At 67.5% G+C, this 14,826-nt stretch carries 16 protein-coding genes and 1 other RNA gene; 15 read left to right on the top strand and 2 right to left on the bottom strand.

The annotated features are described in order from the left end of the window. Positions 1 to 53 precede the first annotated feature (53 nt). The 4 genes from ACIRA7_RS01465 to ACIRA7_RS01450 all read left to right on the top strand — a co-directional run bounded on the left by ACIRA7_RS01465 (position 54) and on the right by ACIRA7_RS01450 (position 4,070). On the top strand, positions 54 to 1,472 hold the full coding sequence (locus ACIRA7_RS01465; RefSeq protein ID WP_396219011.1) for a class II fructose-bisphosphate aldolase: 1,419 nt from the start codon (positions 54 to 56) through the stop codon (positions 1,470 to 1,472). Positions 1,473 to 1,562: 90 nt separating this feature from the next. Further along, entirely contained in the window at positions 1,563 to 2,084 is a 522-nt protein-coding gene (locus ACIRA7_RS01460) for a YtxH domain-containing protein (protein ID WP_396219010.1), read from the top strand. Further along, the gene (locus ACIRA7_RS01455) at positions 2,020 to 3,027 is read left to right on the top strand and encodes a YihY/virulence factor BrkB family protein (RefSeq protein WP_396219009.1); all 1,008 of its coding nucleotides are present in this window, start codon (positions 2,020 to 2,022) and stop codon (positions 3,025 to 3,027) included. Before ACIRA7_RS01460 ends, ACIRA7_RS01455 begins: the two co-directional genes overlap by 65 nt. Next, positions 3,024 to 4,070, top strand: a complete 1,047-nt coding sequence (locus tag ACIRA7_RS01450; RefSeq protein WP_396219008.1) for a threonine aldolase family protein — start codon at positions 3,024 to 3,026, stop codon at positions 4,068 to 4,070. Before ACIRA7_RS01455 ends, ACIRA7_RS01450 begins: the two co-directional genes overlap by 4 nt. Before the next feature lie 77 nt (positions 4,071 to 4,147). On the opposite strand, the gene ffs is transcribed toward ACIRA7_RS01450, so the two are convergent. Beyond that, positions 4,148 to 4,244, bottom strand: an RNA gene (gene ffs / locus ACIRA7_RS01445) — signal recognition particle sRNA small type. Positions 4,245 to 4,310: 66 nt separating this feature from the next. Here ffs and dnaX point away from each other — a divergent pair. The 11 genes from dnaX to ACIRA7_RS01390 all read left to right on the top strand — a co-directional run bounded on the left by dnaX (position 4,311) and on the right by ACIRA7_RS01390 (position 14,239). Next, a complete protein-coding gene (dnaX, locus tag ACIRA7_RS01440; RefSeq protein ID WP_396219007.1) occupies positions 4,311 to 6,149 on the top strand; it encodes a DNA polymerase III subunit gamma/tau in 1,839 nt (612 codons plus the stop codon). 16 nt (positions 6,150 to 6,165) lie between these two features. Further along, positions 6,166 to 6,480: a YbaB/EbfC family nucleoid-associated protein gene (locus tag ACIRA7_RS01435; protein ID WP_396219006.1), complete on the top strand. Its 315-nt coding sequence runs from the start codon at positions 6,166 to 6,168 to the stop codon at positions 6,478 to 6,480. Positions 6,481 to 6,490: 10 nt separating this feature from the next. After that, the gene (gene recR / locus ACIRA7_RS01430; protein WP_396219005.1) at positions 6,491 to 7,081 is read left to right on the top strand and encodes a recombination mediator RecR; all 591 of its coding nucleotides are present in this window, start codon (positions 6,491 to 6,493) and stop codon (positions 7,079 to 7,081) included. 239 nt (positions 7,082 to 7,320) lie between these two features. Next, positions 7,321 to 7,809, top strand: coding sequence for a roadblock/LC7 domain-containing protein (locus tag ACIRA7_RS01425; protein WP_396219004.1), 489 nt, complete (start codon positions 7,321 to 7,323; stop codon positions 7,807 to 7,809). Between the two features lie 13 nt (positions 7,810 to 7,822). Further along, the gene (locus tag ACIRA7_RS01420) at positions 7,823 to 8,500 is read left to right on the top strand and encodes a GTP-binding protein (RefSeq protein ID WP_396219003.1); all 678 of its coding nucleotides are present in this window, start codon (positions 7,823 to 7,825) and stop codon (positions 8,498 to 8,500) included. Between the two features lie 46 nt (positions 8,501 to 8,546). Beyond that, a complete protein-coding gene (locus ACIRA7_RS01415; RefSeq protein WP_396219002.1) occupies positions 8,547 to 9,221 on the top strand; it encodes a CDP-alcohol phosphatidyltransferase family protein in 675 nt (224 codons plus the stop codon). A 54-nt stretch (positions 9,222 to 9,275) separates the two neighbouring features. Further along, positions 9,276 to 10,556: a competence/damage-inducible protein A gene (locus tag ACIRA7_RS01410; RefSeq protein ID WP_396219001.1), complete on the top strand. Its 1,281-nt coding sequence runs from the start codon at positions 9,276 to 9,278 to the stop codon at positions 10,554 to 10,556. 96 nt (positions 10,557 to 10,652) lie between these two features. After that, complete coding sequence (locus ACIRA7_RS01405) at positions 10,653 to 11,195, top strand: nucleotide exchange factor GrpE (protein ID WP_396219000.1); 543 nt, start codon at positions 10,653 to 10,655, stop codon at positions 11,193 to 11,195. A gap of 13 nt (positions 11,196 to 11,208) precedes the next feature. Further along, positions 11,209 to 12,351: a DnaJ C-terminal domain-containing protein gene (locus ACIRA7_RS01400; RefSeq protein WP_396219055.1), complete on the top strand. Its 1,143-nt coding sequence runs from the start codon at positions 11,209 to 11,211 to the stop codon at positions 12,349 to 12,351. Next, positions 12,351 to 12,899: a hypothetical protein gene (locus ACIRA7_RS01395; protein WP_396218999.1), complete on the top strand. Its 549-nt coding sequence runs from the start codon at positions 12,351 to 12,353 to the stop codon at positions 12,897 to 12,899. The genes ACIRA7_RS01400 and ACIRA7_RS01395 overlap by 1 nt, the downstream gene beginning before the upstream one ends. Positions 12,900 to 12,946: 47 nt before the next feature. Beyond that, complete coding sequence (locus tag ACIRA7_RS01390) at positions 12,947 to 14,239, top strand: dicarboxylate/amino acid:cation symporter (protein WP_396218998.1); 1,293 nt, start codon at positions 12,947 to 12,949, stop codon at positions 14,237 to 14,239. 146 nt (positions 14,240 to 14,385) lie between these two features. Here ACIRA7_RS01390 and ACIRA7_RS01385 read toward each other — a convergent pair. Further along, positions 14,386 to 14,826 (bottom strand): aminomethyltransferase beta-barrel domain-containing protein (locus tag ACIRA7_RS01385; RefSeq protein ID WP_396218997.1); only part of this gene is annotated, 441 nt, incomplete at its 5' end.

Here is a 14,826-nt window from a genome sequence, read left to right as displayed (position 1 = left end):
CCCGATTCACCTCGACCCGCTCCGGCGCGCGCCGGGCAGGATTCACCACACGAATGTCCGATATGACGAAGCCCACGACGTCCCTGTTTGGCGGTGCGGTGACGGTGGAAGCAGGACGCGTCCAGCTGCACGACGCGTCCGTCCTGACCTCCGCGCACATGGATGCGCTCGTTCATCAGGCCGTCTTCGGGAACGAAGGCGAGCGCACCTTCGCCCGCTGGCTCGTGTGGGAGCTCGGTCAAACCGTCGGGGTGCGTGCGGCGTCGATCCATGAGCTGTACGTCGCGCGCGGGGCAGGCAAGTGCGGCGGCTTCACCGTGCCGGCGATGAACATCCGCGCGCTCACGTACGACACGACGCGCGCCATTTTCCGCACGGCCAACGCGCTGCAGGCCGGGGCGTTCATTCTCGAAATCGCCCGCTCCGAGATCGCGTACACCGAGCAGCGCCCCGACGAATACGTGTCGGTCATCCTCGCGGCCGCGCTGCGCGAAGGGTATCGCGGACCGGTGTTCATTCAAGGCGACCACTTCCAGGTCAACCACAAGAAGTTCGCGGTCGATCCGGTCACGGAAGTCAATGCGGTGAAGGCGCTCGTGACGGAAGCGGTCGCCGCCGGCTTCTACAACATCGACGTCGACACCTCGACCCTGGTCGATCTCTCCAAGGCAACGCTCGCCGAGCAGCAGCGCCTGAACTACGACGTGTGCGTGGATATCACCCGCTTCGTGCGCGCGGCCGAGCCGGCCGGTGTCACGATTTCCATCGGCGGCGAAATCGGCGAGGTCGGTACCGAGAACAGCACGCCCGAGGAGCTCGAAGCGTTCATGGATGGCTTCAACGCCACCCTCGATGCGCAGGCCCCCGGCACGGCCGGGCTGTCCAAGATCTCGGTGCAGTCTGGGACGTCGCACGGGGGGGTCGTGCTCGCCGACGGCTCCATCGCCGACGTGGCCCTCGATTTCGATACGCTTGAGACGCTCTCGAAGATCGGCCGAGATCGGTACGGGATGGCCGGCGCCGTTCAGCACGGCGCGTCCACCTTGCCCGACGCCGCCTTCAGCAACTTCCCGCGGCTCGAGACGGCAGAAATCCATCTCGCGACGAACTTCCAGACCATGATGTTCGAGCATATCCCGGCCGCGCTTCGGGCCGACATGTATGCATGGCTCGATGCCAACGCGAAGGACGAGCGCAAGGCGACGGACACCGACGAGCAGTTCTACTACAAGGCGCGCAAGAAGGCGATCGGACCGTTCAAGCGGCAGCTGTGGGCGCTCCCCGCGGAGGTGCGGGGCACGCTCGGCGCCGCGTACGACAAGAAGTTCACCTTTCTCTTCGAACAGCTCGGCATTGCCGGAACCCGTGCGATCGTCGAGCAGTTCGTGACGGTCCCCGAGCAGCATCGCCCGTTTCCGACGGGGGCCAGCACGGTCGTGGCCGCCCCGGACGACGCGGATCTTTCCGACTGAGTCGTCAGTATGCTCTTGTGAGTGGGGCGCGCCGCAACGGCGCGCCTTCCACTCGCGGTACGCAACTCATCACTGCTTGTGAGGTGTGACATGGCCCGGTACAACGAGTCCGACGATGACCGCGTGGTCGTGATCGAACGTGGGAATGGCGCCAGTGGCATCGGGACGTTTCTGCTGGGTCTCGCGATCGGCGCGGGGGCCGCGCTGCTCTTCGCCCCGACCAGTGGGGCCGAAACCCGGCGGCGTCTGCAGGAGGAGGCTCGGCGGGCTGGTCGCAAGGTGAAGGACATGACCGACGAGTTCGGCGAACAGGTCACCGATTCCGTCGAACGGACGCGCTCCCACTTCGACGAGCAGGTTGGCCGCGCGCGCGATGCGGTGTCCTCGCGCGTGCATGCCGTCGAGGAGGCCGTGTCGGCGGGTCTCGATGCGGCGTCGCAGGCGCGTGCCGACCTCGAGCACGCCGTCGCCGAAAGCAAGCGCGCCTACGCCGAGAGTCGCCGCGCACCGCGCGCGCAGGGCCGTCGCCAGGAACCGGACAACAGCCATGCGACCGACGACATGGTTGCTCGCTCCGGGGAGGAATCCGCTGGCACTTCGAGCGAAGGCTGAGACCATCTGGGACATTCTCCGACGCGTCTGGATTCAGGGCGCCGAGGACAATGTGCCGTTTCTGGCGGGCGGACTGGCCTTCAATGTCCTGCTCGCCTTGTTACCGTTCCTGCTGCTCCTGATTACCGGTCTCTCGTTCCTGCTGGGCAGCGAGACCACGCAAGCCGCGAACACCGTCATCGCCCTCGTCGATCGACTGCTCCCCAGGGGGACGACCGCCGCCGGCGACCTGCTGCGCAGCGTCGTCGACGACGTGCTCACGACGCGCGGTGCGGTGACCGTGTATTCCGCCATCGGGTTCGTCTGGTTCTCCACGCGACTTTTTGGCTCGCTGCGCAGCGTGCTGGCGCTGATCTTCGACGGCGCCGATCGCGGGATTGTGGCCGGAAAAATCTTCGACGTGGCCGCCACCATGGTGGCCACCGTCGCGATCGTGCTCTACGTCGTGATCTCGGCCTACGTCGATCTCGCCACGTCGCGGGGCCTCGCGCTGCTGGTGGAAACGGGCGTGCGCACCGAAGCGATGGGGATCGTGGGCAGCATCGTCGGACGGCTGGCGGCGCTCTCGGTCGTGTTTGTGCTCTTTTTCGCCATGTACCGTGGGCTGCCACGTTTACGCCCCGGCAGGCGCAACGCGGCGATCGGTGCGCTCGCGGCGTCGATCCTGTTCGAGATGGCGCGCCACCTGTTCGTGCTCATGGTGGCACATTTCGATCCCAGTTCGCTGTACACCGGCACGATTGCCGCCGTCGTCGCTGTCGTGTTCTGGACATATTACGGGGCGCTGCTGTTCCTGATCGGCGGTGAAGTCGCGCAGGCGTTCGATCTGCGACGGCGCGAGCTCGCGGCGCTGCAGCACGCCGAGGACGCGATCCGTGCCGCCGCGGCCACCACCCCCACACGCGCGAAACCGCCTCGTCGTCCTTCGCCCAAACGCCCGTGACCGAATTCGCCGTTCCCCTCCTCGATGTACGCAGTGACACCGTGACCAGACCGACCGCCGCCATGCGCCGAGCGATGGCTGACGCGGAGGTCGGTGACGATGTGCTCGACGGTGATCCGACGACGCGTCGCCTCGAGGCGGTGGTCGCGGAGCGGCTCGGTAAGGAGCGCGCGCTGTTCTTCCCGAGCGGCTCCATGGCCAACCAGACGGCGATCTGGGTGCAGAGTACGCCCGGCACCGAGATCCTCCTCGACGCCGATGCCCACATCATTCACTGGGAGATCGCCGCCGCCTCGGCGCTCTGCGGCGTTCAGGTGCGCCCGATCCGCGGGGCGGGGACCGTGTTCCGCGCCCCCGATCTGATCGCCGGGATCCGGGCGCCCTCGATCCATGCGATCGAGCCATCGATGGTGTGCCTCGAGAACACCCACAATGGGGCCGGTGGCGCCGTGACGCCGCTCGCGGAGCTCCGCGCCCTGTCGCAGGTCGCGCGTGACGCAAACCTGCCGGTCCACCTCGACGGGGCGCGCTTGTGGAACGCCGCCGTGGCCACCGGCACCTCCCTCGCCGAGTTCGCCGACGGTGCCGACACCGTCATGGTGTCCTTCTCCAAGGGACTCGGTGCTCCCGTGGGTGCCTGCCTCGTCGGATCGGCCGAGGTGATCACACGGGCACACCGGGTGCGGAAGCGCTTCGGCGGCGGCATGCGGCAGAGCGGCATCCTCGCGGCAGGCGCCCTGTACGGCGTGGAGCACCACCTCGACCGTCTCGCCGAGGATCACGAGGCCGCGAGGTATCTCGCGCATCTCGTCGATGGCGTCGGCGGCGCGAAGGTCATCAGCCCCGATACGAACATCGTCATGATCGACCTCCCCACTCCGCGCGCCGATGATGTCCTCGCACGCGCCGCGGCGCTCGGGGTTCGGCTGTCCAAGTGGCACCACAGCCGCGTGCGCGCCGTGGCCCACCTCGATGCGCCGATCGGGCGCGTCGCGGAGCACGGCCCGAAGATCGCCCAGGCCCTCGCCGAGGCGCTGGCCTAGCGCGCTATCGGCGCCACCACGGTGCGCAAAAAACGCACGGGAGGTCCGCTCTGTCGAGCGAATCCTCCCGTGCGCAATACTCCGGGCCTGACGAAGCGACGCCAGACTCCACGTGCCGCTGCTACCTTCGGGGTCCTGACGGATTTGGCGGGCTGTCGCCCTCCGGGACCCGGAGCCAGTCTAACGTAACCGACGGCCGCGCGAAGTGGTACCCGCTTCTCCGCCGTGTAGATTGGAAAGATGTCGCTCGCCCTCGCCCGCAAATATCGCCCTCGGAACTTCGCGACCGTGGCGGTGCAGTCACATGTCGCGAACACCCTCAAGGGGGCGATCGCCAGTGGACGGGTTGCGCACGGCTATCTGCTGTGCGGTCCGCGCGGGACCGGCAAGACCACGCTGGCCCGCGTGCTCGCCATGGCGCTCAACTGCGAAGAGCTCGCGGAGGCGCGACGGGTCAGCGGCACTCCCTCCGCCACCGAGTACAGTGACGCCATGGCGGCCGCGGGCGAGCCATGCGGACGCTGCACGAGCTGTCAGCGCATCTGGAGCGGCAGCGCGTCGCTCGATGTCGTCGAGATCGACGCGGCGTCGAACGGCGGCGTGGCCGACGCCCGCGAGCTGCGTGAGCGGGCCATGTACGCGCCGTCGGGCGATGATCGCTACAAGGTGTACATCATCGACGAAGCGCACATGCTCTCGCGCGATGCGTGGAACGCCCTGCTCAAGGTGCTCGAGGAGCCGCCCCCTCGCGTGGTGTTCGTCTTTGCCACCACCGAAGCGCAGAAAGTCCTGCCCACGGTGATCTCACGATTGCAGCGCTTCGACCTCAAGCGCATCGGCCCGGCTGAAATCCGTGAACGGCTCGCCGCCGTGCTCACCGAGGAAGGCATCCGCTTCGAATCCGACGCGTTGGGGATGATCGCCGGCGCCGCCGATGGCGGCCTGCGCGATGCGCTGTCGCTGACCGATCAGGTCTTGTCCCTCGGAGAAACCGCCGAGGTCACCGCCGAGCGCGTGCGCACCGCCCTCGGACTCGTGCCTGAAGAGGAATATCTGGCGCTGCTCGACATCATTGCCCAGCGTCGGGCCGTCGACGTGTTCGACGCGGTCCAGCGGCAGGTCGATGGTGGTGTGGATCTGATCCTGCTGCTGGCGGGCATCGGGCGCATGTTGCGGGCACAGCTCACGATTGCGCTGGGCGGGGGGCCGCCCGAGCTGTCCGACCGCATGCGCGTGGCGCTGCAGGAGCGAAAGGGACAGCTCTCGGCCGGCGACCTGCTGCGCATGCTGCACGCCCTCCTTGAGATCGAGCCGATGTATCGTCGCAGCGGCCAGCCCCAGCTGTTGCTCGAGACGCTGCTCGTGCGCTTTGCGCTGCTCGATCGCACCGTGGAGCTCGAGGAAGTGATCCGTGGTTTTGGCGCCGGCGGTCATGACGATCCGCCCGTCCGTCGCGTGGCGCATGAGCCGCGCGTGGCGTCAGCCCATGCGATGCCGCCGTCGCCACCGCCGGCGGTGGCCCCCGCCATCGCGCGGCAAGCGCCAAGCATGGTGGCGCCGCCGCGGTCGGCCACGCAGCAGGTGGCCGAATCCGCCGCCGCGGCGCAGATCGCTGAGCAGCGGCCCGCCCCCCGGGCCACGGCCACCGCGCCACGGGTGGGACCGCCCCCCTCGGTGGAACAGCTCTCGGCGCGCTGGGGAAGTGTGTGTGACGCGATCAAGGCGGCCGGACGTGGCATGCTGGCGCAGGCCGTGGCCCGGCTCGTGCCGGTGTCCGTCTCGGTGCACGGCAGCGTCGCCCTGACGTACGATCCCGCCGACGACACCTTCGCCCGCGCGGCCGACGGGGCCCGCCCCGACATCCTGACGGCACTGCAGGCATGCTTTGACGGCGTCACTGGGGTATCGGTGGTGTCCGCCGTGAACGCCAACACCCAAGCACCGGCCCGCGCGCCACGCGACACCACCAAGCGCCTCACCGCGCACGACGTGCAGCAGCAGCGCACCGAGCAGCTGTCGGCGAACGACCCGCTCCTCGAAGCTGCCGTCCGTGCGCTCGACCTCGAGTTACTCGACTAACGCCTCAGGAACAGTCATGGATTTGTTCAAGATGATGGGCCAGTTCAAGGACATGCAGTCGCGCATGCAGACCATGCAGGACGAGATGTCGCAGCGCACCTTCTCGGCGCTGGCCGGCGGCGGCATGGTCGTGGCCGATGTGGACGGCAAGATGCAGCTCAAGCGCATCAAGCTCGATCCGGCCGTGGTCAGCGGCAACGACATCGAGATGCTCGAGGATCTCATCGTGGTCGCAGTGGCCGAGGCGCAGAAGAAGGCGGCCGACGCGATGCAGATGGAACTCAGCAAAGTCACCGGCGGCATCGACCTGCCGTTCAAGCTTCCGTTCTGATCGGATCCCGTTGAGCGTCATCGACGACCTCACCAGTGAGTTGGCGCGGCTCCCCGGCATTGGCCGGAAGACCGCGCTGCGTCTCACGTATCACCTGCTGCGCCAGCCGCACGCGCAGAGTCGTCGGCTGGCCGAGGCGCTGGTCTTGCTGACCGAGCGCGTGCGGGCCTGTGACCGCTGCCATAATCTCACCGAGGCGCCGCTGTGCGCACTCTGTGCCGATCCGCGCCGCGATGCGACCATCATTTGCGTGGTCGAGGAAGCCTCCGACATCGCCTCGATCGAGCGGGCTGCGGAGTTCCGCGGGCTCTACCACGTGCTGGGCGGACGGCTGTCGCCGCTCGATGGCGTCGGGCCCGATGATCTGACCGTCGACGATCTGCTGGCCCGCATCGAACCCGAAGGGGTCACGGAGGTCATTCTGGCCACCAATCCGTCGCTCGAAGGGGAAGCCACCGCCCTGTACGTCCAGCGCCGACTGCTGCCTCGGGGGGTGCGCATTACCCGGATCGCCCGCGGCCTGCCAGTCGGCGGTGACCTAGAGTATGCCGACGGTGTGACGATCGCGCAGGCGCTGTCCGCCCGCCGGGAGATGCGGTGACACGTCGTGGTGGGTACGGCCGGTGCGTCGTCTCGCCGTGCGCGGTTACCTTCCGGCGCAGCCACGCGTTGATAGTGCGCGGACCCGGCGTGCCGATCGCTTGGGAACCATATCCGTTCGTGCGTCGCCGGGCCCGAGGGGTTCTGCGCCGCACCGTGCAGCTATTACGTTCGTAACGGCCCCGTATGCCCGCCAGGTGACGCTGGCGTGCGGATCCTTGTCCCTTCGACCCACCGTACATGTCTGTCGGCGCTGCCACCTGGTCGTTCACCGAGGACGACTTCGGGGCCATCACGATTACGCTGCAGCGGTTCCTCTACGATGCGAAGGCGCGGTGCGCCCTGCTCGTGGACCGGAGCGGACAACTGGTCGCCACGGTCGGCGAACCACCCAACTTCGACGCCACCGCGTTCGCCACCCTCACCGCCGCGGACTTCAGTGCCAACGACCAGTTGGCGCGGCTCATCGGTGAAAGCGACTTCAGCGTCCTGTTCCATCAGGGCGAGAAGGAGTCGATGTACCTCGCCGATATCGCTCGCCGCGTCATCCTCGTCGTGCTCTTCGACAACCGCACCACGCTCGGACTCGTCCGACTGCGAATGAAGCTGGCCGTCGACGAGCTCACGAAGACCTTCGATGGCGTCTTCTCGCGCGGTGGGTCTGCATCCACGCCGCCGCCAGGGTTCCTGGCTGGCGCCGAGGATGAGATCGATCGGCTCTTCCAATAAGGGGCCGACATCGATGTCCATGATCAATTACGCGTCCCGCGAGATCAACTGTAAGATCGTGTATTACGGTCCGGGGCTCGGCGGCAAGACAACCAATCTCGAGTACGTGTACGGTAAGGTCTCCCCGAGCACCCGTGGGAAGCTGATCTCGCTGGCCACCGAAACCGAGCGCACGCTGTTTTTCGACTTCCTGCCGGTCGACCTCGGGACCATCCGCGGGTTCCGCACGCGATTCCACCTGTACACGGTGCCCGGTCAGGTCTACTACAATGCGAGTCGCAAGCTCATCTTGAAGGGCGTGGATGGCGTGGTGTTCGTGGCCGACTCCCAGGTGGAGCGCGCCGAGGCCAACCTCGAGTCCATGCAGAACCTGTACGACAACATGGCGGCGTACGGGTACGATCTCACCCGCATGCCGTTCGTCATTCAGTACAACAAGCGCGATCTGCCCAACGCGGCGCCGCTCGCGGAGTTGCAGGACATGCTCAATCCTGGATGGGAAGTCACCGACCCCACACGAATGCGAGTGACGGCGGATCCCTTCGCGCCGGGCAAGCTGCTGGTGAGCCAGCTGCCAACCGGGGAGTGGGTGGAGCGGGTGCCGACCTTCGAAGCTGTCGCCGTAACCGGTGAGGGCGTGTTCGACACGCTGAAAGCCGTTTCCAAGCTAGTGCTCAAGACGCTCGCATGACCGCGAGCGCGGCGGTCACCAGCTCCCACCGCCTCTCGACCCTCCTGTGAACCTTCCGAACGCAATCACGCTGGGCCGGATCGCCCTGACGCCGCTGATTGCGTGGCTCCCGTTCACGACGTCGTGGACGGCGCGGCTTATCGCATTCCTGCTGTTCACGATCGCCGCCGTCACCGACTACTGGGACGGTCATCTCGCCCGGTCGCGCAATCTCGTCACCGACCTCGGGCGCCTGCTCGACCCGCTGGCGGACAAGCTGCTGCTGGTCGCCACGTTGGTCCCGATGTACTGGCTGCAGAAGCACTACACGCTCCTGGTGCCGGCCGGCACGATGCCGCAGCCCACGCCGCTGCTGTTCCAGACGCCGTTCGGCGGCGTATCGCTCCCTCTCTGGATCGTGCTCGTCGTACTCGGCCGAGAGGCGTTCATGACGGTGTTCCGCCAGATCGCCGCACGACGTGGTCTCGTGATCGCGGCCATCGGACCCGCCAAGTGGAAGACGACCTTTCAGAGCGTCTGGCTCGGCGCCGCCTACTTCTGGTTCTTCGCCGCCACGCTGGCCACACGCGAGGGGTGGGAAGGGGACCGCACGTGGCAGGCGTTCTCCTACTTCAACGGCTTCGTCGGCGTCACCAGCATGGTCGGTGCGGTGGTGCTCACCCTGTGGAGTCTGTGGCTGTACCTGCGTCGCTACGGGAAGCAGGTCGCGCGGATGGTCTGAGCGACCTCGAGCGGTGCTCACCGGAGCCGTTGTCGTTCGTAGTACTTTTCCTGCATGAACATCGAAATCGTCACGATCGGCGATGAGCTCCTTCTCGGCTTCACGATCGACACGAACGCCGCGCATCTCGCGCGCGAATTGGCCGCCCTGGGCGTGCGCATCGTCCGCCGTGCCTCTTGCGGCGATGAGGCCGGGTCCATCGCGGCGGCCGTGCGGGACGCCCTCGAACGCACGGGCGCCGTGATCACCACGGGCGGGCTTGGCCCCACCGCCGACGACATGACGAAACCGGCCATCGCCTCGATCTTCGGGCGCGGCATGGTCATGGATGCCGCCATTCTCTCGGCCCTCGAAGAACGGTGGCGCAAACGGTTCGGGCACGAGCTGCCGGCCAGCAATCACCAGCAGGCGATGGTGCCTGAGGGCTGCACGATTCTGCCCAATCGCCACGGCTCCGCTCCGGGCATCTGGCTGGAAGATGCCGAGCAGCGGTGGGTCGTCATGCTGCCCGGTGTGCCCCGCGAAATGCGCGGCATGCTCGCCGACACCGTCATTCCGCACCTGCGTGAACGACTGCCGGTGGGCGGTCCGGTCATCCGGACGCGCACGCTTCGTACCGTCAACATCGCCGAGTCGGCGCTGGCCGATAAGCTTGGCGAGCTGGCCCGCGGGGTGAATGGGCTGTCGTTGGCCTACCTCCCCGGCAGCGACGGCGTCGACCTGCGGCTCACGTCGTACACGATGCCGGAGGCGGAAGCTGAGGCCCGGCTCGCCGAGGCGGCGCGACTCGTGCGCGGCAAGGTGGGGCGCTTCATCTACGGCGAAGGCGACGATGATCTGGCCGCGCTCATGCTCGCCGAGTGTGCGACACGCGGCCTCACCCTCGCCGTGGCCGAAAGCTGCACCGGTGGCATGCTCGGCATGCGCCTGACCGCCGTGCCGGGCTCCAGCCGGGTCGTACAGGGCGGAACGATCGCGTACGCGAATGCCGTCAAGGTGCGCGAGCTCGGCGTCTCTCAGGGCGATCTGGACGCCCATGGCGCCGTGAGCGAACCCGTCGCGCGTGCCATGGCCACCGGGGCCCGCCTGCGCTTCGGCACGAACATCGGCATCGGTATCACCGGCATCGCCGGCCCCGAGGGTGGCACTCCCGAGAAGCCGGTGGGTACCGTCTGGGTGGCGGTCGATCTCGACGGTGAGGTTCATGCGGTTCGTGCCATCCTGCCGGGTGACCGATCGGAAATCCGGTATCGGGCGGCCCAGTTGGCGCTCGATCGGTTACGCCGCCTGTTCGAAAACGACCACGATGCCATCGGATGGACTGCCCGGGGCTGACGCGCACCCCCGTCCGTCCATTTCTTTGACGGACGCGTCTCGCGACGCCCACAAACTTTCGCCGCCGACTCACGTACGCATATCATGACCGACGCAATGTCTGACGCTCCGATGGACAACATGGATCCGATGGAAACGCAGGAAGCCGCTACGGTACAGGCACCGGTCGACGGCGGTGACGACCTGCAGCAGGCGCAGCGCGAGCTCGAGTCGCAGAAGGACAAGTACCTGCGACTCGCGGCCGAATACGACAACTTCCGCCGGCGCGCGGTGAAGGAGCGGCAGGAGGCCGGCTGGCGCGCGCAGGGGGAACTCGTGCGCGGTCTGCTCGATGGCCTCGACGACATCACGCGGTTTGCCGCCGTCGATCCCGGCACCGTCGATGCGAAGTCGGTGATCGATGGCATGCAGCTCGTGGAGAAGAAGCTCTTCAAGTCGCTCGCCGGACACGGCTTCGAGGTCATCGACCCCACTGGCCATCCCTTCGATCCGGCGAAGCACGAGGCCGTCAGCACCGCTCCCGCGTCGCAGCCCGAAGAGGACGGTGCCGTCGCGGTCTGCTTCCAGGTCGGGTATGTCATCAATGGCCACGTGCTCCGTCCGGCGCGCGTGGTGGTGAAGCAGTGGAACGGCGCCTGAGCGCGCTGTGAGCATGGCCAACGGCAAGGACTACTACCAGGTGCTCGGGGTCTCGTCCACGGCAACAGCCGACGAGATCAAAAAGCAGTACCGGCGACTGGCGAAGCAGCATCATCCCGACGCGAACCAGAACGACCCCAAGGCCGCCGAACGCTTCAAGGAGGTTTCCGAGGCCCACAACGTCCTCGGCGATCCGGAGAAGCGAAAGGAGTACGATGACATGCGGCGGTTGGGGGCGTTCGGCGGCATGAGCGGCTTCGGTGGGGCGCGTGCGTCCTCACGCCCGGGACCGTCGGGTGCCGCGCGTCCGGGGCAGCCGGGTGCCGGCACCTTCAACGACTTCGACGTCGGTGGCATCGGTGGGCTCGGCGATCTCTTCTCGTCGATGTTCGGCGGGACGGCCGGCGCTGGACGTCAGCGGGCACGCGGGCCGGAGCGGGGGCAGTCCATCGAGCAGACGGTGGACGTCCCGTTCCGGGTGGCCGCCGTCGGCGGTAAAGTACCCGTTGATATCGAGGTGAACGAAGAGTGCGCCACCTGTCACGGCAACGGCGCGGCACCGGGCGCACAGCTGCGTCCGTGCGGCGAATGCAGCGGGCGCGGCGTGATCTCGTTCGGGCAGGGCGGCTTCGCGGTGAATCGCCCGTGCCCGGTGTGCGCCGGCCGTGGCAACGTGCCCACGGAACGTTGTGCAACGTGCCGTGGTACCGGAGATACGCGCGTGTCGCGCAAGGTGCTCATCTCCGTGCCGTCCGGTGCGGAAACGGGCGCCAAGGTGCGGCTCAAAGGGCAGGGCGGCAAAGGCGCTGCCGGTGGTCAGGCGGGCGATCTCGTGATCACCTTTGCGGTGACCCCCGATCGCTTCTACAAGCGCGATGGACTCGACCTGGTCGCGACCGTGCCGATCAACATCGCGCAGGCCACGCTCGGCTCGCGCATCAGCGTCAAGACACTCGACGACAAGAAGGTCGCCATACGCATTCCGCCCGGCACGTCGGCGGGCAAGCGCTTCAAGATCACCGGGCAGGGGATCGAAAAGGACGGGAAAAAGGGCGACTTGCTGGTCGAGGTCACCATCACCGTGCCCGAGACGCTCACCGAAGCACAGGAGAAGGCGATGCGCGAATTTGCCGAAGCTGGCGGGATGAAGTTCTGATGCATGCCTCGCGCCGGCTCGCTTCGGCGATGGCGATGGCGGCGTGCACGAGCGCGTCGGCCGTGTGGGCTCGGATGGCGCAGGCGCAGGTGGCGCCCACGCCCGTCGGCGTGACGGCGCCCGTCACACCGAGCACGCCGGAGATGCGATGGCGTGTTGGGCAGTGCATGGGCGGCGTGACCTACGGCGCGCCGTTCAAGTGGGCGCTCTCGTACGGCGGCGGCATGGTCTACGAAGGAGATCGAATCGACCTCTGCGCGCTCGCCGTCGCCAAGGTCGGCCTGGGCGGCGCCGGTGCCTCGATCGGCCTCGCCAAGTCCTACGGCTCGTTGGGCACGGGCAGCGCCATCACCGGCGGCATCATCCGCACCTTCGGCGATCCCCTCAATGCCACGGCACGCCGCACCTATGTCGGCGGCGCCGTGCACCTCTGGCCGGTGCTCGTCCTGGGCGGGGAAATCGGCTACTACGTGCGGCTCGGTGATGCCGCCGGCGCCGCGTCGCGTGGCAAGAACGTGGTGACCTGGTCGGCCGGCTTCGGCTTCTAGTGCCGCGCTGCTCGCGGAGTCGTGCGCGCTGAAGTAGGTTCGCGCGCATGTCCGCTGCTCCAGCTTCCGCCGGCACACCCCGCCGCCATCCACTGCGATCGCAGGCCGTGCAGGTCACGCTCGGCCTCCTGCTTGGCCTCGCCTTCGGGATGTGGCTCTCGCATGACGCGTCGCCGTCCGCGTTCACGCGCGGACTGATCGCTGCGCTGGACGTCGTCGGCACCGCCTGGATCAACGCCGTGCGCATGACGGTCATTCCCCTCGTCGTGCCGCTCCTGATCGTTGGCGTGGCAGGTGGCGGTGACACCGGCACCACGGGTCGCGTGGGTGCCAAAGCCTTCGCGTGGATGCTGGGGCTCGCGATCGCCTGCGCGATCTTTTCTGCACTCGTGGCGCCGCCCTGGTTCGACACGCTGGTGCTTGATCCCGAGGCCACCGCACGGCTGCGGGCGACGGCATCGATCGACATCCCGCCCGCCGATGCGCTGTCGCTGCGCACGTGGATTCTCGGACTGATTCCGCTCAATCCCATCAAGGCCGCCGCCGACGGCACGCTGCTGCCGGTGGTGTTGTTCACGCTGCTCTACGCCTTCGCGCTGGGAAAAGTGAGCGACGGGCCGCGCGCCGCGCAGCTGGCGTTCTTTCGCGGTATGGCCGACACGATGCTGGTGGTCGTGCGCTGGATGCTGGCCATCGCGCCGATCGGCATTCTGGCGTTGGCCACCGTGCTGGGGCAGAAGCTGGGCACGTCGGTGCTGGGCGCGATCGGCTTCTACTTCATGGTCGTGATCGTGCTGCACGTGATCGCCACGGCCGCGCTGTACGGCGTCATGGGCGTGACGCGACGCGTGCCACTACGCGACTTCGCCCGTGCGCTGATCCCGTCGCAGGTGGTGGGCATGGGCACGCGCAGTTCACTGGCCGCGCTGCCGGCAATGGTGAAAGGTGCAACCGACGTATTGCACTTGCCGGCCACCGCCACCGGCTTCGTGCTGCCGCTGTGCGCGTCGGTCTTCAAGCTCACGAGCGCCATCTACTGGGTGGTCGGTGCGCTGTTCGTGGCCAAGCTGTATGGCATCGAGCTGCCGGTGTCGAGCATCGCCCTCGTGGCCGCCAGTAGCGTGGTGCTCAACTTCAGCACCCCCGGCATCCCGAGCGGCGGTATGCTGCTGCAGGTGCCGCTCTACACCAGCATCGGCCTGCCGGTGGAAGGCATCGGCATCATGATCGCGCTCGACACGCTCCCCGACATGTTCAAGACGCTGCTGAACGTCACCGCCGACATGCTGGTGGCCGTGATGACGGCGCCGTCGGGGGAGCTGGCGGCGAGGGCGGAGTGAGCCTGTTCGCCCGTTGAAACGTTCACGCAGAGTACGCAGAGGGGCAGAGGTCGCGGAGAACAAAAGTGTAGCTCTCTGCGTACCCTGCGCCCTCTGCGTCTCTGCGTGATCAGTTCAACGATCTCGCCGAAGCACGAACCACCAGCCTACGCCGCCAGAATCGGCAGTCGCCGACTCGGTGCCGTGCGCATGCCGCGCTCGATCACGCCACCACCCAGTACGATGTCGCCGTCGTAGATCACCAGCGACTGCCCCGGCGAGATCGCGTGCACTGGTTCATCCAGCGCGAGTTCGATCGCGTCACCCGACATCCGCACGATCGTGGCCGGTGCGGCGGCGGCGCGGTTGCGCACCTGCACCTGCACCTGCGCGCCGATTACCGGCGGCTCCACCAGCCAGTTGAGCTCACGCGCTTCGAGTCCGCGGCCCAGCAACGCCTCGCGCGGACCGATCACCACCGCGCGTTCGCCGGGGACGATCTCCACTACGAACATCGGCTCGGCGAATCCACCGGGCAGTCCCTTGCGCTGGCCGATGGTATAGCGCGCAAACCCCTGATGTTCGCCGATCACTTCGCCACTCACTAA

This window comes from Gemmatimonas sp., from assembly GCF_044376735.1.
Classification (GTDB): Bacteria; Gemmatimonadota; Gemmatimonadetes; order Gemmatimonadales; family Gemmatimonadaceae; genus Gemmatimonas.
The sequence above is the reverse complement of the archived record's forward strand: the minus strand, read 5'-3'. Positions and strand labels throughout refer to the sequence as shown.